General features: G+C 73.7%; 24 protein-coding genes. 10 read left to right on the top strand and 14 right to left on the bottom strand.

The features are described 5' to 3' along the window. Window positions 1-26 precede the first annotated feature (26 nt). From IF27_RS02760 to pdhA, 7 genes are all read right to left on the bottom strand, one after another. A complete protein-coding gene (locus tag IF27_RS02760) occupies window positions 27-842 on the bottom strand; it encodes a phosphotransferase (RefSeq protein ID WP_052847588.1) in 816 nt (271 codons plus the stop codon). Continuing rightward, window positions 821-1,978: a potassium channel family protein gene (locus IF27_RS02755; RefSeq protein WP_052847587.1), complete on the bottom strand. Its 1,158-nt coding sequence runs from the start codon at window positions 1,976-1,978 to the stop codon at window positions 821-823. The genes IF27_RS02760 and IF27_RS02755 overlap by 22 nt, the downstream gene beginning before the upstream one ends. Further along, window positions 1,975-3,270 carry a molybdopterin molybdotransferase MoeA gene (locus IF27_RS02750; protein ID WP_052847586.1) on the bottom strand — a complete coding sequence of 432 codons (1,296 nt, stop codon included), beginning with the start codon at window positions 3,268-3,270 and terminating at the stop codon, window positions 1,975-1,977. Before IF27_RS02750 ends, IF27_RS02755 begins: the two co-directional genes overlap by 4 nt. Continuing rightward, window positions 3,267-4,130 carry an NTP transferase domain-containing protein gene (locus IF27_RS31375; RefSeq protein WP_052847585.1) on the bottom strand — a complete coding sequence of 288 codons (864 nt, stop codon included), beginning with the start codon at window positions 4,128-4,130 and terminating at the stop codon, window positions 3,267-3,269. Before IF27_RS31375 ends, IF27_RS02750 begins: the two co-directional genes overlap by 4 nt. Before the next feature lie 100 nt (window positions 4,131-4,230). Next, window positions 4,231-5,394 (bottom strand): dihydrolipoamide acetyltransferase family protein, encoded by a 1,164-nt coding sequence (locus tag IF27_RS02740; protein ID WP_052847584.1) that lies wholly within the window; start codon window positions 5,392-5,394, stop codon window positions 4,231-4,233. Continuing rightward, window positions 5,391-6,362, bottom strand: a complete 972-nt coding sequence (locus IF27_RS02735) for an alpha-ketoacid dehydrogenase subunit beta (protein ID WP_052847915.1) — start codon at window positions 6,360-6,362, stop codon at window positions 5,391-5,393. Before IF27_RS02735 ends, IF27_RS02740 begins: the two co-directional genes overlap by 4 nt. Window positions 6,363-6,370: 8 nt before the next feature. Then, window positions 6,371-7,420: a pyruvate dehydrogenase (acetyl-transferring) E1 component subunit alpha gene (gene pdhA, locus IF27_RS02730; RefSeq protein WP_052847583.1), complete on the bottom strand. Its 1,050-nt coding sequence runs from the start codon at window positions 7,418-7,420 to the stop codon at window positions 6,371-6,373. A 137-nt stretch (window positions 7,421-7,557) separates the two neighbouring features. On the opposite strand from pdhA, the gene IF27_RS02725 reads away from it, so the two are divergent. Both IF27_RS02725 and IF27_RS02720 read left to right on the top strand, forming a co-directional pair. Then, on the top strand, window positions 7,558-8,034 hold the full coding sequence (locus IF27_RS02725; protein ID WP_052847582.1) for an Lrp/AsnC family transcriptional regulator: 477 nt from the start codon (window positions 7,558-7,560) through the stop codon (window positions 8,032-8,034). Between the two features lie 89 nt (window positions 8,035-8,123). After that, a complete protein-coding gene (locus IF27_RS02720; RefSeq protein WP_052847581.1) occupies window positions 8,124-8,747 on the top strand; it encodes a dihydrofolate reductase family protein in 624 nt (207 codons plus the stop codon). A 36-nt stretch (window positions 8,748-8,783) separates the two neighbouring features. Here the strand turns inward: IF27_RS02720 and IF27_RS02715 are convergent, their stop codons facing one another. Continuing rightward, window positions 8,784-9,857 (bottom strand): nitric oxide synthase oxygenase, encoded by a 1,074-nt coding sequence (locus IF27_RS02715; RefSeq protein WP_420821975.1) that lies wholly within the window; start codon window positions 9,855-9,857, stop codon window positions 8,784-8,786. Between the two features lie 311 nt (window positions 9,858-10,168). Between IF27_RS02715 and paaN the strand changes: the two genes are divergently transcribed. Further along, the gene (paaN, locus tag IF27_RS02710; RefSeq protein WP_052847579.1) at window positions 10,169-11,797 is read left to right on the top strand and encodes a phenylacetic acid degradation protein PaaN; all 1,629 of its coding nucleotides are present in this window, start codon (window positions 10,169-10,171) and stop codon (window positions 11,795-11,797) included. On the opposite strand, the gene IF27_RS02705 is transcribed toward paaN, so the two are convergent. Beyond that, window positions 11,754-12,002, bottom strand: coding sequence for a hypothetical protein (locus IF27_RS02705; RefSeq protein WP_052847578.1), 249 nt, complete (start codon window positions 12,000-12,002; stop codon window positions 11,754-11,756). The genes paaN and IF27_RS02705 overlap by 44 nt on opposite strands. A 300-nt stretch (window positions 12,003-12,302) precedes the next feature. Between IF27_RS02705 and IF27_RS02700 the strand changes: the two genes are divergently transcribed. Beyond that, complete coding sequence (locus IF27_RS02700; protein ID WP_052847577.1) at window positions 12,303-13,022, top strand: HAD family hydrolase; 720 nt, start codon at window positions 12,303-12,305, stop codon at window positions 13,020-13,022. A gap of 22 nt (window positions 13,023-13,044) precedes the next feature. Here the strand turns inward: IF27_RS02700 and IF27_RS02695 are convergent, their stop codons facing one another. The 3 genes from IF27_RS02695 to IF27_RS02685 are packed head-to-tail and all read right to left on the bottom strand — an operon-like array spanning window position 13,045 to window position 15,838. Continuing rightward, entirely contained in the window at window positions 13,045-13,773 is a 729-nt protein-coding gene (locus IF27_RS02695) for a TrmH family RNA methyltransferase (protein ID WP_052847576.1), read from the bottom strand. Beyond that, complete coding sequence (locus IF27_RS02690; RefSeq protein WP_052847575.1) at window positions 13,770-15,047, bottom strand: HTTM domain-containing protein; 1,278 nt, start codon at window positions 15,045-15,047, stop codon at window positions 13,770-13,772. Before IF27_RS02690 ends, IF27_RS02695 begins: the two co-directional genes overlap by 4 nt. After that, window positions 15,044-15,838, bottom strand: coding sequence for a DUF5819 family protein (locus tag IF27_RS02685; protein ID WP_110945457.1), 795 nt, complete (start codon window positions 15,836-15,838; stop codon window positions 15,044-15,046). The genes IF27_RS02690 and IF27_RS02685 overlap by 4 nt, the downstream gene beginning before the upstream one ends. A 137-nt stretch (window positions 15,839-15,975) precedes the next feature. On the opposite strand from IF27_RS02685, the gene paaA reads away from it, so the two are divergent. The 6 genes from paaA to IF27_RS02655 all read left to right on the top strand — a co-directional run bounded on the left by paaA (window position 15,976) and on the right by IF27_RS02655 (window position 20,818). Continuing rightward, complete coding sequence (gene paaA / locus IF27_RS02680) at window positions 15,976-16,953, top strand: 1,2-phenylacetyl-CoA epoxidase subunit PaaA (protein WP_052847574.1); 978 nt, start codon at window positions 15,976-15,978, stop codon at window positions 16,951-16,953. 20 nt (window positions 16,954-16,973) lie between these two features. Beyond that, on the top strand, window positions 16,974-17,294 hold the full coding sequence (paaB, locus tag IF27_RS02675) for a 1,2-phenylacetyl-CoA epoxidase subunit PaaB (RefSeq protein ID WP_052847913.1): 321 nt from the start codon (window positions 16,974-16,976) through the stop codon (window positions 17,292-17,294). Next, window positions 17,291-17,992, top strand: a complete 702-nt coding sequence (gene paaC, locus IF27_RS02670; protein ID WP_052847573.1) for a 1,2-phenylacetyl-CoA epoxidase subunit PaaC — start codon at window positions 17,291-17,293, stop codon at window positions 17,990-17,992. The genes paaB and paaC overlap by 4 nt, the downstream gene beginning before the upstream one ends. Next, window positions 17,986-18,519 (top strand): 1,2-phenylacetyl-CoA epoxidase subunit PaaD, encoded by a 534-nt coding sequence (gene paaD / locus IF27_RS02665; protein WP_052847572.1) that lies wholly within the window; start codon window positions 17,986-17,988, stop codon window positions 18,517-18,519. The genes paaC and paaD overlap by 7 nt, the downstream gene beginning before the upstream one ends. Before the next feature lie 3 nt (window positions 18,520-18,522). Further along, the gene (locus IF27_RS02660; RefSeq protein WP_052847571.1) at window positions 18,523-19,590 is read left to right on the top strand and encodes a 2Fe-2S iron-sulfur cluster-binding protein; all 1,068 of its coding nucleotides are present in this window, start codon (window positions 18,523-18,525) and stop codon (window positions 19,588-19,590) included. Window positions 19,591-19,651: 61 nt separating this feature from the next. Next, a complete protein-coding gene (locus tag IF27_RS02655) occupies window positions 19,652-20,818 on the top strand; it encodes a pyridoxal phosphate-dependent aminotransferase (RefSeq protein ID WP_052847570.1) in 1,167 nt (388 codons plus the stop codon). Window positions 20,819-20,898: 80 nt separating this feature from the next. Here the strand turns inward: IF27_RS02655 and IF27_RS02650 are convergent, their stop codons facing one another. Both IF27_RS02650 and IF27_RS02645 read right to left on the bottom strand, forming a co-directional pair. Continuing rightward, window positions 20,899-21,249, bottom strand: coding sequence for a hypothetical protein (locus tag IF27_RS02650; protein ID WP_052847569.1), 351 nt, complete (start codon window positions 21,247-21,249; stop codon window positions 20,899-20,901). Next, window positions 21,246-21,722: a prevent-host-death family protein gene (locus IF27_RS02645; protein ID WP_223290885.1), complete on the bottom strand. Its 477-nt coding sequence runs from the start codon at window positions 21,720-21,722 to the stop codon at window positions 21,246-21,248. Before IF27_RS02645 ends, IF27_RS02650 begins: the two co-directional genes overlap by 4 nt. Between the last annotated feature and the right edge of the window lie 122 nt (window positions 21,723-21,844).

Here is a 21,844-nt window from a genome sequence, read left to right as displayed (position 1 = left end):
GCTCCATGGTCGATTTGCTGACAGCCTCAGCTTAGTCGGCTTATCCGGAAAGATGCGTCGGCAAGGGCCAATTCCTCCTCGGTGAGCGGACGTTGGGCCTCCTCCGCGTGCGTCAGCGCGCGGGCGACGGTGTGGGCCGTCATCAGGCGGGCCGGGACGTCCACCGAGGGCCAGGGGTCCCAGCCGGGCCGGTAGGCGTGGAGGAAGGCGGACCAGTCCTCCGGCGGCAGCAGCCCGGCCGCGTACCAGGCGGCGGGGCGGGCGAGGTCCCACGCCGGGTCGCCCGCCCCGAGGTCGTCCACGTCGATCAGGTGCCAGGCGCCGCCGGTGCGGACCAGCTGGCCCAGGTGGAAGTCCCCGTGGCACAGCGCCCGGCCGGTCGCGGCGACGGTGGCCGTGGCGGCGAGGACGCGTTCCAGCGCGGCGGTCAGGGGCGTACGGGGCAGGGCGCGCAGCGTCCCCGGCAGTGTCGCCAGGATGCGGGCCGGTGCGCCGCTCGGCGGGAGGGGGGCGCCGGACAGCGCGGCGAGGGGCGTCGTGTGCAGCCGCGCGAGCAGCGCGCCCGCCTCGGCCCACGGCACGGCACCGGCCGCCGGGTCGATCGGCGTGCCGTACGGCCAGCGCGTCGCCGCCCTGCCGTCGTGCCACGTGGTGACCTCGGCCGGGGGCAGCGGGGGCAGCAGGACGTCGGCGAGCGCCGGGTGCGCGGCGAGGCGTATGCGCGCGGTCAGCGCGGCGGTGTCGGTGCCCGCCGCGTGGGCCTTGGTCACGGTGTCGCCGCTGCGGGTGATGGTGACGCCCGACCGCTCCGCCAGGACGCTCACCGGCGCGGGATGCGCCACGATCCTGGTCCACGGTCGGCGCCGCGCCGCTCGGCGAGGGCGCGGTTCTTGGCGGCGATCTCCTCGGGCGTCACACGGTGGATGACGACGAGACGGTCGGTCAGCTTCAGCGTGGCCACCTCCGGGTCGTCGTACGGCAGCAGCTGGTGACCCCTTATGACCGAGACGACCAGGTCGTCGCAGTCCCGGGGCGAACGGCCCGCCTCGGCCTTGGTGACCGGCCGCTCGCGCAGGCTGAGGCCCTGGCTGTGCTGGATCAGGTCCTCCATGACGGCGCCGGAGCTGGGGCTGATCATCGACAGGCCGAGGAGGCGTCCGACGGCGCTCGACGACGTGATCACGGAGTCGGCGCCCGACTGCCGCAGCAGCGGGACGTTCTCCTCCTCCCGCACGGAGACGACGATGCGCACGTTCTTGCTGAGCTGCCGCACGGTCAGCGCGACGAGGACGGCGGTGTCGTCGCGCTGGGCCGAGATGATGACCTGCCGCGCCCGGTCGGCCCGCGCGCGCATGAGGACGCTGCTGCGGGTGGCGTCGCCGACGACGCCCGCGTACCCGTCGGCCCCGGCCAGCTCCACGACCGCCGGGCTGGCATCGACCACCACGATGCGGTCCAGCGCCAGCCCCGCGCCGATCAGGGTCTCCGCGGCGGACCGGCCCTTGGTGCCGAAGCCGACGATGACGGTGTGGTCGCGCAAGGTGCTCCTCCAGTGGGCCAGGCGCCACTGATCACGGGTGCGCTCGGTCAGGACTTCCAGTGTGGTGCCGACCAGGATGATCAGGAACAGCACCCGCAGCGGTGTGATGAGAAACGTGGTGAGCAGCCGCGCCTTGTCCGTGACGGGCACGATGTCGCCGTAGCCGGTGGTCGAGAGCGACACCGTCACGTAGTAGAGGGTGTCGGCGAAGTTGACCGGGCCGCCCGCGACGTTGTCCTTGTAGCCGTCGCGGTCGAGGTAGACGATCACGACGGCGGCGGCCAGGACGGCGGTCGCCATGGCGATGCGCCGCATCACCTGGACGAGGGGGCCCGCGGCCTGGCGGGGGAGGCGGACGTCGTGCGAGCGCTGGCCGCGCAGGCTGTCGGGGATGTCCTCGTCCGCGTCGTCGGGCTCGGGACTGCCGGGAAGTCTCATGCCTGCGGGAGGTCGAGGAGGCGGACCCGGGCGTGCTCCTGGGCCCCGCCCGGAGGGATGACGGCCAGGGCTGACGCGGCGGCGATGCCGCGCAGCATGGCGGGGCCCGTGTAGTTCAGCGGCCTGGCCAGGCCTGGTTCCTGGCACACCACGGGCACGAGCCGGGTGTCGCGCGGGTGGCCCCGTACGACGCCGGTGAGGGTGGCGGTGCGGTCGGTGGGGGCGGGCCGGTCGGCGAGGCCGCACAGCAGCGGCGCGGCCAGCGTCATCAGGCCGGAGACGGCGGCCAGCGGGTTGCCCGGCAGGCCGATCAGGGGCGGCCCCGAGGGCAGTTCGGCCAGCAGCATGGGGTGTCCTGGACGGACGGCGACGCCGCTGATCAGCAGGTGGGCGCCGAGCCGGTCGAGGGTGGCGCGCAGGTGATCGACGGGGCCGTGCGCGGTGGAGCCCGTGGTGACGACGAGGTCGGCGCGGCTGGTGCTGATGGCCTCGTGGAGCGCCTCGGCGTCGTCGCCGAGGCGGCGCGTGACGAGGGTCTGGGCGCCGAGGGCGGTGAGCCAGGGGCCGGTCATGGGGCCGAGCGCGTCACGGATACGGCCGTCGTACGGCAGCCCGCGGAACAGCAGCTCGTCCCCCAGCACCAGCACCTCGACGCGCGGGCGCGGGCGGACGGCGAGCTGGTCGTAGCCCGCCGCCGCGGCGAGGCCGAGCGCGGCGGGGGTGAGGACCGTGCGGGCGGGGAGCAGTTCGGCGCCGGTGCGGCACTCCTGGCCGCGCGGCCTGATGTCGGCGCCGTGCCCCGGCACGGTGCCCGTGAGACGGCGGCCGGTGACGGCGCCGTGTTCTGCGCGCAGGACGGCCGTCGCGCCGTCGGGGAGCCGGGCGCCGGTCGCGATGACGACGGCCTGCCCGTCGGCGATGCGCGGGCCGGTGGCGCCGCCCGCGAGGAGGCCGCGGGCGTCGGGGGCTTCGGTGAGCCGCCAGGGCCCGGGACCGGCGACGGCCCAGCCGTCCATCGCGGACGTGTCGAACGCGGGGAGGTCGGTGAGGGCCGTCAGCGGGGCGGCCAGGGTGTGGCCGAGCGCGAGGTCGAGCGGCAGGCGGCGGGGCGGCAGAGGGCGGGCGGCGCGGTGGGCGGTGGCGCGGGCGGCGTCCCAGGAGGGTTCGTCGGGGTGCCGGGCGGCGGCGCGTGGCGGCGCGGGCCCGGCGGCGGGGGCACGGGGGGCGGCGACGGTCGCGGCGGCGGCCGGGCCGTTCGCGAGGGCGAGGGCGTCGTCGAAGTCGTCGCTCACGGACGTGCGCCCTCGGCAGCCCCGGCCCCCGGGGACGCCGACTCCTCGTCCCAGCGGCGCGCCAGGTCCGAGACCTTGCAGGCGGCCTCGGCGGGGGACATCCCGTGCAGGGCCGCCGCGTAGCCGATGAGGAAGGTGCTCAGCGGCGCGGCGGGCCGTGCCACCGAGTGCGCGGCGTCCCTGGCGGTGTCGAGCAGCGCCTTGGTGTCCACGTCGGGGTCGATGCCGAGTTCGGTCTTGACCGCTGCGATCCATTCGTCCAACACCTGTCCATGGTCCCTGATGCGGGCGCGGGCGGCGGCGATGTCGGCCCAGGTGTCGCAGTCGAGAGTGTCGTCGCAGTCGAGGCGGCGCAGCCGCAGGCCGGAGAGCACGATGTGGAGGGGAAGGCCGGTGAGCGTGCCGTACTCGGCGGTGGCCAGGGCCAGTTCGCGGCGGAGGGACTCGGTGCGGTAGACGGCGGTGAGGGGCTGGTCGCGTCCGGTGTGGTCGCGCAGCAGCACGCCGTCGGCTTCGGCGGCGTCGTCGGGCAGGGCGGCGCGCAGGACGCCGAGGCGCGCCGGGGTGAGGAACGGCTGGTCGGCGGCGAGCACGGCGACGAGCGGGCCCTCGGTGGCGCGCAGTCCGGCGTCGAGGGCGGGGAGGGGGCCGCCGCCCGGCGGGTGTTCGCGGGTCCAGACGACGGTACGTCCCGGTGTCGGGCGGCGGGGGCCGACGACGACGGTGCGGGCCGCGTCGGCGCACGCGGCCAGGACGCGGTCGAGGAGCGTGCGTCCGCCGACCGGGACGGCTGGTTTGTCGGCGCCACCGAGCCTGCGGGCGGCGCCTCCGGCGAGGACCAGGGCCTCGTAAGGGCTCATGCGGTCACGGTAGTCGGGTGGTACGGGTGTGTACCCACGGGTAGCCGCCGGAAGCGGTTACGGACCGGAACGGGATGTGGAGGGTTCCCGTCCGGCCGGGTCAGAGGTCGGCGAGCAGCAGCACGGGCCGCTCCACGCGTTCGGCGACATGGCGCAGGAACGCGGCGGCGATCGCGCCGTCGCACACGCGGTGGTCGAAGGTGAGGGACAGCTGCACGACGTGCCGCAGGGCGAGCGTGCCCTCGTGCGCCCACGGTTTCTCGGCGATGCGGCCGACGCCGAGCATCCCGGCCTCCGGGTGGTTGAGCAGCGGGGTGGAGCCGTCCACGCCGAGGACGCCGTAGTTGTTGAGGGTGAAGGTGGCGCCGGTGAGTTCCGCCGGGGAGAGGACGCCCGCGTGCGCCGTGCCGGTGAGGCGGGTCAGTTCGTCGGCGAGGCGGCGTGCCGGGAGGAGGTGGGCGTCGCGGACGACGGGGACGAGCAGGCCGCGTTCCGTGTCGGTGGCGATGCCGAGGTGCACGGGGCCGTGGCGGACGATCTCGCGGGCCTCGGTGTCCACGGTCGCGTTGAGCTGCGGGTGGCGGACGAGCGCGGAGACGCAGACGCGGGCGAGGAGCGCGAGGAGGGGCAGGCCGGTGTGGCGGCGGGCGGCGAGGAGTTCGGTCGCGTCCACGTCCAGCCAGCAGGTGGCGGCGGGGATTTCGGTGTGGCTGCGGGTGAGCTTCTCGGCCATGGCGGCGGCGGTGCCGCGCAGGGGTACGCGGGTGGTCGCGGTGGCGGCCTCGACGTCGGAGCGCAGGACGAGCCCGCCGGGGCCCGTGCCGCTGACGGTACGCAGGTCGATGCCGCGTTCGCGGGCGATGCGGCGGACCAGGGGGGAGACGACGGGGACGGTCCTGCCGTTCTGCGCGCCCGCGGGCGCAGGCGCGGGTGCAGGCCGGGGCGGCGCCGGGACGGGGGCGGCGACCGGCGGGCTCGTGCCGTACCCGACGAGGACGGGCCCGCTGGCGCCCGCGGGCGCGTCCGACGGCGTGACGCGCAGGAGCGGCGCGCCGACCGGGATCTCCTCGCCCGGCGCGCCGAACCGTTCGCCGACGGTGCCGGCGTACGGCACGGGCACCTCGACGACCGCCTTGGCGGTCTCCACCTCCACCACGGGCTGATCGACGGCTACGGTGTCGCCGACCTCCACCAGCCAGCGGACGATCTCGGCGCCGGTCAGGCCCTCGCCGAGGTCGGGCAGCCTGAACTCCTGTGCGCTCATACCTGGTCCTCCCATTGCAGCCGGGCGACGGCGCTCAGCACGCGGTCCACGTCGGGCAGATGGTGGCGTTCGAGCATCGGCGGCGGGTACGGGATGTCGTGCCCGGTGACGCGCAGGACGGGCGCGGCGAGGTGGTGGAAGCAGCGTTCTGTCACCCGGGCGGCGATCTCGGCGCCGGGACCGGCGAAGCCCGACGCCTCGTGGACGACGACGGCGCGGCCCGTGCGGCGTACCTCGGCGCAGACCGTGGCGTCGTCGAACGGGACGAGCGTGCGCAGGTCGAGGACGCCGAGGTCCCAGCCCGCCTCGCGGGCGGCGTCGGCGGCGGCCAGGCAGACGGGGACGGCCGGGCCGTACGTGACGAGGGTCGCGTCGGCGCCCTCGCGGCGCAGCACGGCGCGGCCGAAGGGCTCGACGGTGGCGGGCAGTTCGACGGTGTCGTCGCGTGACCAGTAGAGGCGCTTGGGTTCGAGGAAGACGACCGGGTCGTCGGTCGCGATGGCCTGGCGCAGGAGGCCGTACGCGTCGGCGACGGTCGCGGGGGTGACGACGTGCAGCCCCGGCGTGGCCATGTAGTACGCCTCGGACGAGTCGCCGTGGTGCTCGACGCCGCCGATGCCGCCGCCGTACGGGACGCGCACGGTCAGCGGCAGCGGGAGCGCGCCGCGCGTGCGGTTGCGCATCTTGGCGACGTGGCTGACCAGTTGCTCGAACGCCGGGTAGCCGAACGCGTCGAACTGCATCTCGACCACCGGCCGCAGCCCGTACATCGCCATGCCGGTCGCCGCGCCGAGGATGCCCGCCTCGGCGAGCGGCGTGTCGGCGCAGCGCTCGGGGCCGAACTCGGCGGCGAGGCCGTCGGTGACGCGGAAGACGCCGCCGAGGGTGCCGATGTCCTCGCCGAGGAGGTGGACGTCGGGGTCGGCGGCCAGGGCGTCGCGCAGGGCGCGGTTGAGTGCCTGCGCCATGGTGGCGCTCACCGGGCGTCCCGCTGTTCGCGCAGCTGGGGGGTGGGGGTGGCGTAGACGTGGGCGAAGAGGTCGAGCGGGTCGAGCGCCGGGTCGGTGTTCAGGGCGGCACGCAGGGCGGCGGCGAGGGTGTCGGCGTCGGCGCGGGCGGCGCGTTCGGTCTCGTCGGTGAGGAGGCCGTGGGCGCGCAGGTCGCGGGCGAGGAGGGTGAGCGGGTCGCGCTCGCGCCAGGCGGCGACCTCCTCGGGCGGCCGGTAGCGGGTCGCGTCGTCGGCGTTGGTGTGGGCGTCGATGCGGTACGTCAGGGCCTCGACGAGGGTGGGGCCGCCGCCGGAGCGGGCGTGCGCCACGGCCTCGCGCAGCACCGTCAGGACGGCCGGGGCGTCGTTGCCGTCCACGAGGCGTCCCGGCATTCCGTAGCCGACGGCCTTGTGCGCGAGCGAGGGGGCGGCGGTCTGGGCGGCGAGGGGGACGGAGATGGCGTACCGGTTGTTCTGCACGAGGAAGACGACGGGGGCGCGCCAGACCGCCGCGAAGTTCAGCGCCTCGTGGAAGTCGCCCTCGGAGGTGCCGCCGTCGCCGACGAGGGCGAGGGCGACGACGTCGTCGCCGCGCAGCCGGGCCGCGTGGGCGAGGCCGGTGGCGTGCGGGAGCTGGGTGGCGAGCGGCGTGCACAGGGGGGCGACGCGGTGTTCGCGCGGGTCGTAGCCGGTGTGCCAGTCGCCGCGCAGCAGGCCGAGGGCGGCGGCCGGGGGCACGCCCCGGGTGATGACGGCGAGGGTGTCGCGGTAGCTGGGGAAGAGCCAGTCGCGGGGTTCGAGGGCGAGGGCGGCGGCGATCTGGCACGCCTCCTGGCCGGTGGAGGAGGGGTAGACGGCGAGGCGGCCCTGCCGCGTGAGGGCGGTGGCCTGCTCGTTGAGGCGCCGACCGCGCACGAGCAGGCGGTACAGCTCGGGCCACAGCCGGGCGTCGGGGGCGGCGCCGGTGCCGAGGACGCGGTGGGGTTCCGGCTCGGGCAGCAGTGCGCGGGTGGCGGCGGGCTGCTCCACGATCGTCATGGCGGCACCTCCTGCTCTCCCTCCCGATTGTTGGGGCAGCGGAACGGATTGGCTACGTGGCGCGAAGTCCTGTGGACAGTCGGCAACTCCTGGCCTGTGATGGGGGCAGGATGTCCAAGGCGGGGAGGGATTACCGCATGGTGGAAGGCCAGTTGCCCAGGGCCGGTGAACGGCTGCTGGACGAGGTGGACGAGGCGATCCTGCGCCTGCTGCGGCTGGACGGGCGCGCGTCCATCCGTTCCATCGCGGAGCGGGTGCACATCTCGCGGGCGAACGCGTACGCGCGGGTGGGGCGGCTCCTGGACGAGGGGGTGATCCGGGGCTTCACGGCGCGGGTGGACCACGAGCGGGCGGGGCAGGGCGCGTCCGCGTACATCACGCTGAAGATCCGGCAGGACAGCTGGCGGACGCTGCGCGAGAAGCTGGTGCGGCTGCCGGGGGCCGTGCACATCGCGCTGGTCAGCGGCGATTTCGACGTGCTGCTGCTGGTGCACGCGCCGGACAACCGGGCGCTGCGCGAGCTGGTGCTCACGCGGTTGCAGAGCATCCCCGAGGTGCTGAGCACGCGGACGCTGCTGGTCTTCGAGGAGACGGATCTGCTGCCCGGGGGATGAGCGATGAGTTCCCCGGGGGCCGGTGGTCTGGAGGATGACCGGTCGGGTGTCGGCCGGTGCCACGGAAGCACAGGAGAGGTGCGGTCACCATGCGGCTGACGCTCACGCAGTTCACGACCCTGGACGGGGTCGTGCAGGGTCCCGGCGGGCGGGACGAGGACCCGAGCGAGGGGTTCACGCAGGGCGGCTGGTCCATGCGGTACGCGCAGGCGGACTTCGGGCGGCTGATCGGCGGCTGGTTCGAGCGGGCCGACGCGTTCCTGCTGGGGCGGCGGACGTACGACATCTTCGCCGGGTACTGGCCGAAGGTGACCGACCCGGCCGACCCGGTGGCGTCCCGGCTGAACGGGCTGCCCAAGTACGTCGTCTCGCAGACGCTGGAGCACCCCGCCTGGCAGGGGACCTCCGTGCTCGGCGGGAACGCGGCGGAGCAGGTCGCCGAGCTGAAGCGGCAGGGCGACGGCGAGCTCCAGATCCACGGCAGCGGGACGCTGGCGCGGTACCTGCTGGCGCACGGCCTGATCGACGAGCTGCGGCTGCTGGTCCATCCGGTCGTGCTGGGCAACGGGCGGCGGCTGTTCGCCGCGGGCAGCCCGCCCGCGGCGCTGCGGCTGACCGGCGTCGAGAGCACGGAGTCCGGCATCGTCGTCCAGACGTACGAGCCGGCGGGCGAGCCCGAGTACCGGACGGTGCCGCCGCCCGACGGGGTCTGAGCGGCGGGGCCTCCCAGCGGCCGGGCGGCCGGGCGGTCAGTGCTCGACGGGGCAGCCCTGGCTGCGGGCGCGGGCCGCGTCGTCGAGGAAGAAGTTGGGCAGCAGGTCCGCCTCGTCGTAGTACCGGTGGTAGACCGGGGTCAGGCCGCCCGAGACGGGGGGCACGATCCAGCTCCAGTCCGCCGGGACGACGCGGCCCTGCGCCTCCTCCCGCTCGATGTGGGTGAGGAAGCGGCGCGACTCGGTGTGGTGGTCGCTGATCTTCACCCCGGCCCGGGTGAACGAGTGGAGGACGGCGACGTTCAGCTCGACCAGGGCGCGGTCCCGCCAGAGCGTCGTCTCGTCCGAGGTGTCGAGGCCGAGGAGACCGGCCATGACGGGCAGCAGGTCGTACCGGTCGGCGTCCACCAGATTGCGGGCGCCTATCTCGGTGCCCATGTACCAGCCGTTGAACGGGGCCAGCGGGTAGTCGATGCCGCCGATGGACAGCCGCATGTTGGAGATCGCGGGGACGGCGTGCCAGCGCAGGCCCAGCTCGTCGAACGCGGGCAGCGTCGGGTGCGTCAGCGGCACTTCGAGGATCAGCTCGGGCGGCACGTCGTACAGCTGCGGCTTGTCGCCGTGCGTCTGGATCACGAGGGGCAGCACGTCGAACCAGCCGCCGGGGGCCTGCCAGCCGAGCTGCCGGACGAGGTCGGTGAACGCGGTGTGGGCGCCGTCGCCGATGGTGCCGCCCGACGCGTCGCGGTAGCCGGCGTAGCGGATGAGCTGGCTGTTCCAGACGCGGGGGGCCTCGCGGTACGGGGTGGCGGGGGCGAAGACCGAGATCACCGGGCGGATACGGCCCTCGTTGGTCGCCAGCCGCAGATGCTCGCGCATCCCGTCGAATATCTCGTCCGCCGTGACGGCGGTACGCCGGTCAAGGACGCGCAGGCTCTTCCAGTAGAGACGGCCGATGCAGCGGCTGGCGTTGCGCCAGGCGACACGGGCGCCGAACTGAAGCTCCGCGCCGGTATGGCGATAGGTACCGGTATGTTCCAGATGCTCCCGTATCTGCCGCAGACGCATCGTCAACGGCACCGGCTGATCGGGATGTTCCACGTGAAACATCCGGATGAAGTCCTCGGCCTCACCCCAGTCCGGGACCTGCCACTCCGACGGGACACGGTGCTGACTGCCGTGGGGTGTAAGGCGGTCGGTGGTCATGGATTCTCCCGGATCGGCAGGCGACGCGTGTGTCAGCCCCGAACAGACAGGCCAGTTGGCGCCCCGGCCCGGCGTGGTTGCGGCGGGACGGGGGCCGAACGTCCGGACGCTACCACTCCATATACGCGTCGCTCATCCCCGCACCACGGGCCCGCCGACTGCCGGACGGCCCGCGGCTCTTGCCCCACGGGGACGTCTCGACGCAGCATCAGGTCATGGACCCCGCACACCGTGTCACCCTGGAAGCCGCCGCCGAGACCATCCGTCACCGGACCTACTGGTCGCCCTTCCCCGAGCATCCCCGCGCCTACGGCGGGGACGGAGGCGCCGCGTTCGACGCGCTGCGCGACCGGCGGTTCGAGCTGGGCCAGCCGGGCGCGGACGGCTGGACCGGCGGCGAGATCTCGCCCTACGGCTTCCCGCTCGGCATCGAGTACGCGCACCACGACCCGGACGTCCTGCTGCCCGCCATGCGCGCCGCGCTCCCCGCCTGGCGCGCCGCGGGACCGCTGACGCGCGCGCTGACCTGCGTGGAGATCCTGGCGCGGATCAACGGACGGACCGCCCAGTTCGCGCACGCGGTGATGCACACGACCGGGCAGGCGTACCCGATGGCGCTCCAGGCGGGTGGTTCCCACGCGCAGGACCGCGCGCTCGAAGCCCTCGCGTACGCCTACGCCGAGCAGACGCGCGTACCGGGCGCCGCCACCTGGGAGAAGCCGCAGGGGCGGCGCGGAACGGCCCGGCTCGACCTGGAGTTCACCCCGGTGCCGCGCGGCATCGCGCTCCTGATCGGCTGCCACACGTTCCCCACCTGGAACGGCTACCCCGGCCTGTTCGCCTCGCTGGCCACCGGCAACCCCGTGCTGGTCAAGCCGCATCCGGGCGCCGTGCTGCCGCTCGCCCTCACCGTGCGGGTCGCCCGCGAGACGCTGGCCGAGGCCGGGTTCGACCCGAACCTCGTCTGCCTGGCGCCCGAGTACCCGGGCGAGGGCAGCGCCCGTGACCTCGCCGTACGGCCCGAGGTGCGGATCATCGACTACACCGGGTCGAGCGCGTTCGGCGACTGGCTGGAGACCACCGCGCGGCAGGCGGCCGTCTTCACCGAGAAGGCGGGCGTCAACACGGTGCTCATCGACTCGACGGCCGCCTACCGGGGCATGCTCACGAACCTCGCCTTCTCCCTCACGCTCTACAGCGGCCAGATGTGCACCACCCCGCAGAACCTGCTGATCCCGCGCGACGGCATCGCCACCGACGAGGGCCACAAGACGCACGAGCAGGTGGTGGGCGACCTCGCGGCGGCCGTCACCGCGCTGCTGTCGGACGAGAAGCGGGCGGCCGGACTGCTCGGCGCGCTCGTGGACGACCGGGTGGCCGACCGTCTCGCCGCCGCTGCGGAGGCCGGAGACGTCCTGCTCGCCTCCCGCGCGCTGACGCACCCGGAGTACCCGGCCGCGACGGTACGGACGCCGCTGATCGTGGCCGCGCGGGACCGTGCCGCCGCGCTGCGCGAATGGTTCGGCCCGATCAGCTTCGTGGTGCCGGTGGACTCCGCGGAGGACGCGCTCACGCTGCTGCGCCGGACGATCCGCGACCACGGCGCGATGACGGTCCTCGGCCACACGACGTCACCCGAGGTGGAGGCCGGGCTGGTGGCGGCCTGCCTGGACGAGTGCGCGCAGCTCTCGCTCAACCTGACGGGCCCCGTACACGTCAATCAGACGGCCGCGTTCGCCGATCTGCACGGCTCGGGCGGCAATCCGGCCGCCAACGCGGCGCTGGTGGACGGCGCGTACATCACCCCACGTTTCCGTACGGTGGAAGTCCGCCGTGGCGCCTAGGGCGCCAGAAACGCCAGGTGGCGTCCAGGACATCGGCGTTGCGCTGCTCCCACTCGGTGGCCTCGCGGACCGCGTCCACCGGGCAGTCCCAGACACGGCCGCTGCTGAGCGGGGTGAGGCGGAAGCGCTCGTCCGTCCGCGCGGTGATCCGCCCGATCCTGCCGGTCCGCGTGTCCACCACGCACGCGCCGTACGTCCAGGCCATCGCAGGCCCCCTCCGTCCGTCCGTCACCGTCAGGACCACTCTGCGCGCTCTCCGTGGCGGCGGTGCGCCGATTTCCGCCGCATTGCGCAACAGAAGACCCCATCGGGGGACGCGGCGGGGGTGAAACGGGACCGCGCGTTCGAATCGCCCGGCCTGGCGGGGGTGTCGGGGGGCGGCGCCGGGGCGCGTGCGGGCAATATGCCGGACGCGAGGGGTGCTTGTCCCGGGTTCGCGCGCAGTCCGCCCGTATCGGCGACGTGTTCCTGTGCGGCGCGGACCGCCGTCTATACGCTGCGGCCCATGATTCGTGCCGTGTTGTTCGACGCCGGTGAGTGCCTGGTGGACGAGAGCCGCGAGTGGGACGGCTGGGCCGCCTGGCTCGGCGTCCCGCGCCACACGTTCTCCACCCAGTTCGGCGCCACGATCGCGCAGGGGCGCGACCACCTCGACACGTTCCAGATCTTCCGGCCCGGCTTCGACATGGCGCGGGAGCGGGAGAAGCGGGACGCGGTGGGCCAGCCCGAGTGGTTCGGCGAGAACGACCTCTACCCGGACGTCCGGATCACGCTGCGGCTGCTGCGGGAGGCCGGGCTGCTGGTGGGCGTCGCCGCGAACCAGTCGTACACCACGACGATGATCCTGCGGCGGCTGTTCGAGAGCAGCGTGGACCTCATCGCCACCTCCTGGGACACCGGCGGCATCGCCAAGCCCGACCCGCGTTTCTTCCTGATCATGGCCGAGGCGCTGCGGCTCGCGCCGCACGAGGTGCTCTACGTCGGCGACCGGCTCGACGAGGACATCGCGCCCGCGCGGGAGGCGGGCCTGCCCACCGCGCTCGTCAGGCGCGGCCCGTGGGGGCTCGCCCGCCGTCACGACCCGGACGCCGACCGGCTGCCGACGATGCGGATCAGCGCGCTGCGTGAACTGACGGACCGCATCGCGACGTACAACGCCGAGGCGGCCGAGGCGGAGGCGGAGGCGGAGGAGGCCGAGGCGGAAGCGGCGGACGCCGCGGGGTGACGGGCCGCGCGTGGGGCCGGGCTCAGCCCGCCGGGCGCCGCGCCATCCAGTGGTAGAGCGTCATGCCGACGCTGGTGGCGAGGTTGTAGCTCGACACCCCCGGGCGCATGGGCAGCGCGAGCAGCCCCGTCGCCCGCGCGCGCATCTCCGCGGAGAGACCGGCCCGTTCCGAGCCGAACGCCAGCAGCGCGCCGTCCTCGAACGTGACGGACCGCAGGTCGTCACCGTCCGGGTCGAGCGCGTACAGCGGTCCTGGCGGGAGCGTGTCCACCGTGCGCCGTTCGACGGCCGTGGCCCAGTGCAGCCCGGCGGCGGCGCGCAGGACCGCCGGGTGCCACGGATCGACCGTGCCGGTGGTGACGACGCCGCCCGCGCCCGCCCCGGCGGCCAGGCGGACGACGGCGCCGATGTTGCCGAGGTGCCGCGGGTTGTCGAGGACGACGACCGGCGCCGTACGGGCCGGGGCACGCGGCGCGGGGACGGCGAGCGCGGCGACGCCGGTCGGATGCGGGCGCGGCACGAGCCCGGCCAGCGTCGCGGGCGGCACGGGCGTCAGCAGCGCGTCCAGGGCGGGGACCGTGTCGGGGGCCAGGTCGCGGGCGAGAGCCAGCGTCGCGGGCTTGTCGGTGGTGACGGCCAGCGGCAGCCGGGCGCCGAAGCGGACGGCGTGCTTGACGGCGTGGAAGCCGTCGAGCAGCACCGTCCCCTCGGCGGCGAGGGCGTGCCAGCGGTCGGCGGGGGCGGACGTCACCTGTGTGCGGCCGTTTCCCGCTCGGTCGCGCGCTGCCCCGGCAGGGACGCGGCGGCGGCCGGGGCGGGCGGCGGCGCGGCGAACCGGTGGCGTACGGACGCGGGCAGCAGCCGTTCCGCCCCCAGCCGCAGGCGCGAGCCGCCCCACAGCAGGAAGGCCGTCGGCAGGAACACGGCGTCCATCGCGATCATGGCGAGGGAGAAGAACGGCAGCCCCATCAGCACGGCGATGCCGAGGTGCTCGCCGACCATGACGAACAACAGGATGTTCTTGGCCCGCCGGTTGAGCAGCGCGAAGACGAACCCGACCTGGACGAACACCGTGCCGTAGCTCATCGCGAGGACCAGGTAGCCGTTGGCCGCCAGGAAGTCGGTCAGCCAGGGCCAGGGCGTGAAGTAGTCCAGGTTCATCGGGTAGTAGACGGCCGTGCCGTCCTGCCAGCGGGAGCCCTGGATCTTGTACCACCCGGCGGTGGCGTAGATCAGGCAGACCTCGCACATGATCACCAGCAGCGCGGCGTTGTGCACCAGGTTGGCGATCATGTCGGCGACGATCCGCGGCTCCCCCGGCGCGTGACGGCGCAGCAACCACCAGACGGCGTGCGCGGCCCACATGCCGCAGAAGAACATGCTCCAGATCGGGCTGTCGAGTTCGCCGGAGAGCAGGGCCGCGAGCAGCGCGGCACCGGAGAGGGCCCACAGCGCGATCCCCGCCGGGTCCGTGGCGTCGCGCGGGGTACGGGCGGCGCGGCGGGCGTCCAGCGACCAGACGCGCGCGCAGCGGGTCAGCGTCAGGTACATCGCCATGAGGTGGATGACGTTGTCGCCGCCGTCGCCCATGAAGATGCTGCGGTTCTGGAGCGACAGCACGCCGATCATGAACAGCAGGGAGCTGAGCCGGGTCCGCCAGCCGACCAGCATGGCGACGCTGGCGAGGATCGTCAGGTGGTAGACCAGTTCGAACCACAGGTGCGAGTCGTTCCACAGCAGGAGGCTGAACGCCTGGTTGTTGGCGGTGAAGCGGGCGGCGAGGTCGAACCCCCACGGGCTGTCGGGGCCGTACAGCTCGCCGCGGTGCGGCCACTCGCGCAGCAGGAACGTCAGCATCGTCACGGCGAAGCCGATGCGGACGATCGCCGTCTGGTGCGGGCCGAGGGTGCGCCGCGTCACATGGCCGATGCCGCGGGCGAGGGCGGAGTCGAAGCCCTTGCTGAGCCCCTTGAACGGGGACGGGGGCAGGGCGCCGGGGGCAGGCGCCGTGGGGGTGTCGCTCATGAGGCGTCCTCCGCCGCGTCGTCCCGCACGTCGGCGGGCAGGTCCTCCGGCTCCACCGTCCACCAGTCCATGGGGAGGTAGGTGGTGCTCGTGTCGAAGTCCTCGGACCGCCAGTCGGGGGCGGGCACGCGGGTGCGCGCCTCGCGGAACTGGACGCGCTCGACCGTCGTCACGTCCATCGTGTCGCTCAGCCGCAGCAGCGCGATGCGCCGCAGGTACGCCTCCGACAACTCGCCGCGCAGGCCGATGGGCTCGCCCTCGTCGGTGTGGGCGCCGGTCAGGAAGTCCCAGCCGCGCCGCAGGATGTTCTGGTCGGCGTGGCTGGGGAGCAGGCTGCCCTCGATGTTCTCGATGTCCATGGCGGTGAGGCTGATCCAGTCGGAGACGCGGACGCCTCCGACCGGCTCGGACGTCTCGACGCGTACCTCGACGGCCACGTTGCGCTGGAGCGGGTTGGGCGCGAACAGCTTCCAGTTCTGCTCGAACTCGGGCAGGACGTAGTCGCGCGCCCCCTCCGCCTGCTCGCGCACCGTGTTGGACGGCGCGACGTAGAGGAAGATCATCGCGAGGTGCACCGTCGCGTAGACGGCGAGGCCACCGATGGCGAGGGCGACGACGAGCCGGGACGGCCAGGACAGCGTGCGCAGCCGGACGGTCTCGGTCGCGGCGTCCCGCAGGGCGGCGTCGGACGCCTCGGGTCTCCCCCGCGCGGTCCCGTCCTCGCCCGCGGCTTCGTACCCGGACGCGCCGGGGGTACCGGACTCGGCCGGTCCCGGCTCGGATGGCAGCATCTTCGGCCCGCTCCCCCGCGACTGCTCTCTCGCTGACCCGTGCACCGTACCCGCCCGCGGGCGGCCTTGACACGCCGGTACGGCCCGCCCACCATCGGAAGGGACGCACGGTCGCCTGATGAAGGGGGGCCGGAGGCATGCCGGTCACCGATGACCCGGCCACGACGGCGGCGCTCGCCCGCTTCGAGCGCGCCGTGGCCGCCGAGACCCGTATCGAGCCGCGTGACGAGATGCCCGACGCGTACCGGGCCACGCTGGTGCGGCAGATCGCGCAGCACGCCCACTCCGAGATCATCGGCATGCAGCCGGAGGCGAACTGGATCACGCGCGCCCCCTCGCTGCGCCGCAAGGCGATCCTCATCGCCAAGGTGCAGGACGAGGCGGGCCACGGGCTGTACCTGTACGGGGCGGCCGAGACGCTGGGCGTCGGGCGCGCCGAGCTGCTCGACAAGCTGCACACCGGCCGCCAGAAGTACTCGTCGATCTTCAACTACCCGACGCTGACCTGGGCGGACGTCGGCGCCATCGGCTGGCTGGTGGACGGCGCGGCGATCACCAACCAGGTGCCGCTGTGCCGGTGTTCCTACGGGCCGTACGCGCGCGCGATGGTCCGTATCTGCAAGGAGGAGTCGTTCCACCAGCGTCAGGGCTACGAGTTGCTGCACACGCTCGCCCGGGGGACGGCGGAGCAGCGCGCGATGGCGCAGGACGCGGTGGACCGCTGGTGGTGGCCGTCGCTGATGATGTTCGGCCCGCCGGACGGGGATTCCCCGCGCACCGAGCGGTCGGTGGCCTGGCGGATCAAGCGGCACACGAACGACGAGTTGCGGCAGCGGTTCGTGGACATCTGCGTGCCGCAGGCCGCTTCGCTCGGGCTGACGCTGCCCGACCCGGCGCTGCGCTTTGACGAGGCGCGTGGGCACTGGGAGTTCGGGGCGATCGACTGGGACGAGTTCCGTGCCGTGCTGCGCGGTGAGGGGCCGTGCAACGAGGAGCGGCTCGCGCAGCGGCGGCGGGCGCACGAGGAGGGCGCCTGGGTGCGGGAGGCCGCCGCGGCGTACGCGGCGAAGCGCGGTGGGCGCGGCGGCGGGGAAGGCGAGGAGGTGGCGGCGTGAGCGGCACGACGGGTGGCGCGGTGGGCGCGGGGAGCGCGTCCGGCACGTCCGGTGCGTCCGGTGCGGACTGGCCGCTGTGGGAGGTGTTCGTCCGGCCGCGGCGCGGCCTGGCGCACACGCACGCGGGCAGTCTGCACGCGCCGGACGCCGAACTGGCCCTGCGCAACGCGCGGGATCTCTTCACGCGGCGCGGCGAGGGCGTGTCCCTGTGGGTCGTCCCGGCCGCGGCGATCGCCGCGTCGTCCCCTGACGAGCGGGACCCGTTCTTCGCCCCGGCCGCCGACAAGCCGTACCGGCACCCGACGTTCTACGAGGTGCCGGACGGGGTGCGCCACCTGTGACGGCGCCCGGCGTGGCGCTGCCGCTCGCGGACGACGCGCTGATCCTCTCGCACCGCCTCGCCGAATGGGCCGGGCACGCGCCGGTCCTTGAGGAGGAGGTCGCCCTGGCGAACCTCGCGCTCGATCTGCTCGGGCAGGCGCGGGCGTTGTACGCGATGGTGGGGGACGAGGACGCGCTCGCCTTCCTGCGAAACGAACGTTCGTTTTACAACGCGCAGCTCACCGAGCAGCCGAACGGCGACTTCGCGCACACCATCGCCCGCCAGCTCTACTTCTCCACCTACCAAGAGCTGTTGTACGGACGCCTCGCCACCGGCACGGACGACGTGGCCGCGCTCGCCGCGAAGGCCGTGTCCGAGACGGCGTACCACCGCGACCACGCCGTCACCTGGACGCTGCGCCTCGGCGACGGGACGGCCGTCAGCCACACGCGGATGCAGCGCGCCGCCGACGCGCTCTGGCGCTACACGGGCGAGCTGTTCCACCCCGTCGTGCCCGGCATCGACTACGCGGCGCTGCACGCCGACTGGACCGCCCGCGTCACCGCCGTGCTGACCGAGGCGACCCTGACCGTGCCGCCCTTCGCCCCCCGACGCGCGGGCGGCCTCGGCCGCGAGGGCGTGCACACCGAGCCGTTCGGCCGCCTCCTCGCCGAGATGCAGCACCTGCACCGCAGCCACCCGGGCGCGTCCTGGTGACGGCGGCCAAGGCCTTCCGCGCCGTCGCCGGAGCCGTGCCCGACCCGGAGCTGCCGGTGATCACGCTCGACGAGCTGGGCGTGCTGCGGGACGTACGCGTGGAGCCGCCCACCTGGCCGGACGAAGGGCCGCGCGTCACGGTCGAGCTGACGCCGACGTACACCGGCTGCCCCGCCGTCGAGGCGATGGCGGACGACATCCGCCGCGCGCTCACCGCCCACGGCGCCGCCGCCGTGACGGTCCTCACGGTCTACGCGCCGCCCTGGTCCACCGACGACATCAGCCCGCGCGGGCGCGCCAAGCTCGCCGCCGCCGGGATCGCCCCGCCCCGGCCGCGCGGCGGCGGCCCGGTCCTCGTGCCACTGACCCCGATGCGACTGGCCCCGGCGCCGCTGCCCCCGCCGCGCTGCCCGCAGTGCGGCAGCGCGGACACGGAGCTGCTGAGCCGTTTCTCCTCCACCGCCTGCACCGCGCTGCGGCGGTGCGCGACATGCCGTGAACCGTTCGACCACATGAAGGAGCACTGACCGGTGCCGTTCCATCCCCTCACGGTGGCGCGTCTCGACCGGTCGGCCGACGACGCGGTCGCCATCACACTCGCCGTCCCGCCCGCGCTGCGCGGCGTGTTCCGGCACGTCCCCGGCCAGCACCTGACGGTGCGCCACGCGGGTCTGCGCCGCACGTACTCGCTGTGCAGCCCGGCGGGGCCGGAGCGCGGCGAGGTGACGATCGGGGTGCGCCTGATCCCGGGCGGCGCGTTCTCGACGCACGCGGTGACGGCGCTGGCGGCGGGCGACCGGCTGGACGTGATGCCGCCGCGCGGACGGTTCACGCTGCGCCCGGCGCCCGGGCACTACGCAGCGGTGGCGGGCGGGAGCGGGATCACGCCGGTGCTGTCGATGGCGGCCTCGCTGCTCGCCGCGCGGACGGACGCACGCTTCACGCTGCTGCGCAGCGACCGGACGGCGGGCAGCGCGATGTTCCTCGACGAGGTGGCCGACCTGAAGGACCGCCACCCGGGCCGCTTCCAGCTCGCGCACGCGCTGACGCGCGAGGAGCGGCAGGCCGGTCCCGCCAGCGGGCGGCTGGACGCGGCACGGCTGCGCGACCTGCTGGCGGCACTCGTGCCGCCTGACGCCGTGACGGGCTGGTACCTGTGCGGGCCGCCGGGACTGATCGACGCGTCACGATCCGCGCTGCGGGCACTCGGCGTGCCGCCGGAACGGGTGCGCAGCGAACTGTTCCTGACGACGCCCGACCCGCCGGCCACCTTGGAAAACGAACGTTCGTTTTCCGACTCACCCCCGCACCCCGCCCCGCACACCACCACCCTCACCGCCCTGCTCGACGGGCGCGGGACCACCTGCGCCGCCACCCCGGGCGAACCCCTCCTCTCCGCGCTCCTGCGCGCCCGCCCCGACGCCCCGTACGCCTGCCGGGGCGGCGTCTGCGGCACCTGCCGCGCACGCCTCACCGAGGGCCGCGTGCACCTGGCGCGCAACGACGCGCTGGAGGACGACGAACTCGCCGCGGGCTACGTCCTCGCCTGCCAGGCCCAGCCGCTCACCGACCACGTCGCCCTCGACTTCGACGCCTGACAGGATGGCTCCACCGGCCCGCCGCACGGCGAGCACCACACGGACCGAGGAGCGGTGGGACATGACGGCCAGGCCCCTGCTGAACCGCAGGCTCGACGGATTCGGCACGACCGTCTTCGCGGAGATGTCGGCGCTCGCGGTCAGGACCGGCGCGATCAACCTGGGTCAGGGCTTCCCCGACACCGACGGCCCCGAGTCCGTACGGGAGGCCGCCGTCCGCGCGCTGCGTGACGGCCGCGGCAACCAGTACCCGCCGGGCCCCGGCGTGCCCGCGCTGCGCACCGCCATCGCGGGCCATCAACAGCGTTTCTACGGGATGGACTTCGACCCCGACACGGAGATCCTGGTCACGGCGGGTGCCACCGAGGCCATCGCCGCCGCGATGCTGGCCCTGCTCGAACCGGGCGACGAGGTCATCGCGTTCGAGCCGTTCTACGACTCCTACGCCGCCAGCATCGCGATGGCCGGCGGCGTGCGCGTGCCGCTGACCCTGCGCGCCCCCGACTTCCGCCCCGATCTCGACGCGCTACGCGACGCGATCACCCCCCGCACCCGCCTCCTGCTCCTGAACAGCCCGCACAACCCGACAGGCATGGTGCTCACCCACGACGAGCTGACGGCCATCGCCGCACTGGCCGTCGAGCACGACCTCCTCGTGGTCACCGACGAGGTCTACGAACACCTGGTCTTCGACGGCGAGCACGTCCCACTCATCTCCCTCCCCGGCATGCGCGACCGCACGGTCTCCATCTCCTCGGCGGGGAAAACCTTTTCCTTCACGGGGTGGAAGGTCGGCTGGGTCACCGCCTCCGCGTCGTTGGTCGCGGCCGTCAGGACCGCCAAGCAGTTCCTGACGTACGTCGCCTCGGGCCCGTTCCAGTACGCCGTCGCCGAGGCCCTCCAGCTACCCGACAGCTACTTCACCGACTTCCGCGACGACCTGCGCTCGAAGCGCGACCTGCTCGCCACCGGACTGGCGGAAGCGGGATTCGAGGTGTTCGCCCCGCAGGGCACCTACTTCATCACGACCGACATCGCGGGCCTCGGCGAGAAGGACGCCCTCGCCTTCTGCCGCACGCTCCCGGAACGCTGCGGCGTCGTCGCCGTCCCCAACTCCGTCTTCTACGACGACCTCGACGCAGGCCGCACCCAGGTCCGCTTCGCCTTCTGCAAGCGGAAGGGAGTGTTGGAAGAAGCGGTGACCCGCCTCAAGCGGTTGGCGGTCTGAGGAAGCACGTGGAATCGGTACCGCCGGGTGGCGGGGCCAGGGCCTGCACGCCGATCCCGACCCGGAAATTGCCCCACGGCTCACTCGGTGTCTTTCGGATGCCGCGGAGAGGCATACACGAGGATCACCGTGGAAGTCTCCGCACTGACCAGATAGCGCACTCGGCCACCGCTGGTGACCTCGTACTCCCACTGCTCAAGGTCCGATCCTTTCCACATCTTGGTCGCGTGCCTGCCGCGTAGCTGATGCTGGCGACCCCAATGGGACCGGGACAGGGGATCACTTCGCAGGGCGTCCAGGCAGCGATGCGCGCTCGACAAGGCGACGCGGCACAGTTCCTCCCAGCCGATCACCGCGTCAGTCGTCCCGAAGACGACGTTCCATCCGTCGAGGGGCGGAACGCTGACCCGATCCCCTTTCTTCGGGCTCACCCGAGCACCTCGACCGGGCCGAGGTCATCCCCGTCGAGCGGACGCGCCGATTCCCTGAGCTGGTCGGGATCAGCGTTGATACGAGCCGTGGCGCGCCACGAGACGATCGCGCGATGCACGGCCCCTCCCACCCCCAACTCGGCGGCGTCCGAAAGCGCTTCAAGCAACTCAACAGTGAAGTCCCGGACTTCTTCCGCGTCTAGGTGCCGCACCCAAGGGAACACCTCGGGCAGCGCAAGAAGGAGCGACTTGACGCCGTCGTCCTGCTTCATCAGCGCCAGGAAAAGCCGTGAGGCGGTGGTCAGGTTCTCCTCGGCGTTCTCCGCCCGCACAGCCGTGGTCAGCACCATGTCCGGCGCGTCCCGGTGGGTGACACGGAGACGTCCCAGGGCTGCCGCTCTGGCCGCGACGCCCTTGGGATTGCGGGAGAGGTCGGTGAAGGAGACGGATTCCGTTTCTGCTTCCAGACGCACGGTAGACATAGTCAGAGTCTACTCAGATCTTGCTCTGATTTCCATCGCAACTCGCCCCTCGGTGCGCGCACCTCTGTCTTCCGCAAGACCGACGCCGTCCAAGAGGCCGCCAGACGGGACGG

The organism is Streptomyces avicenniae (assembly GCF_000719135.1).
Lineage (GTDB): Bacteria > Actinomycetota > Actinomycetes > Streptomycetales > Streptomycetaceae > Streptomyces > Streptomyces avicenniae.
Note: the sequence above shows the minus strand (reverse complement) of the source record. Positions and strands in the feature narration are given on the sequence as shown.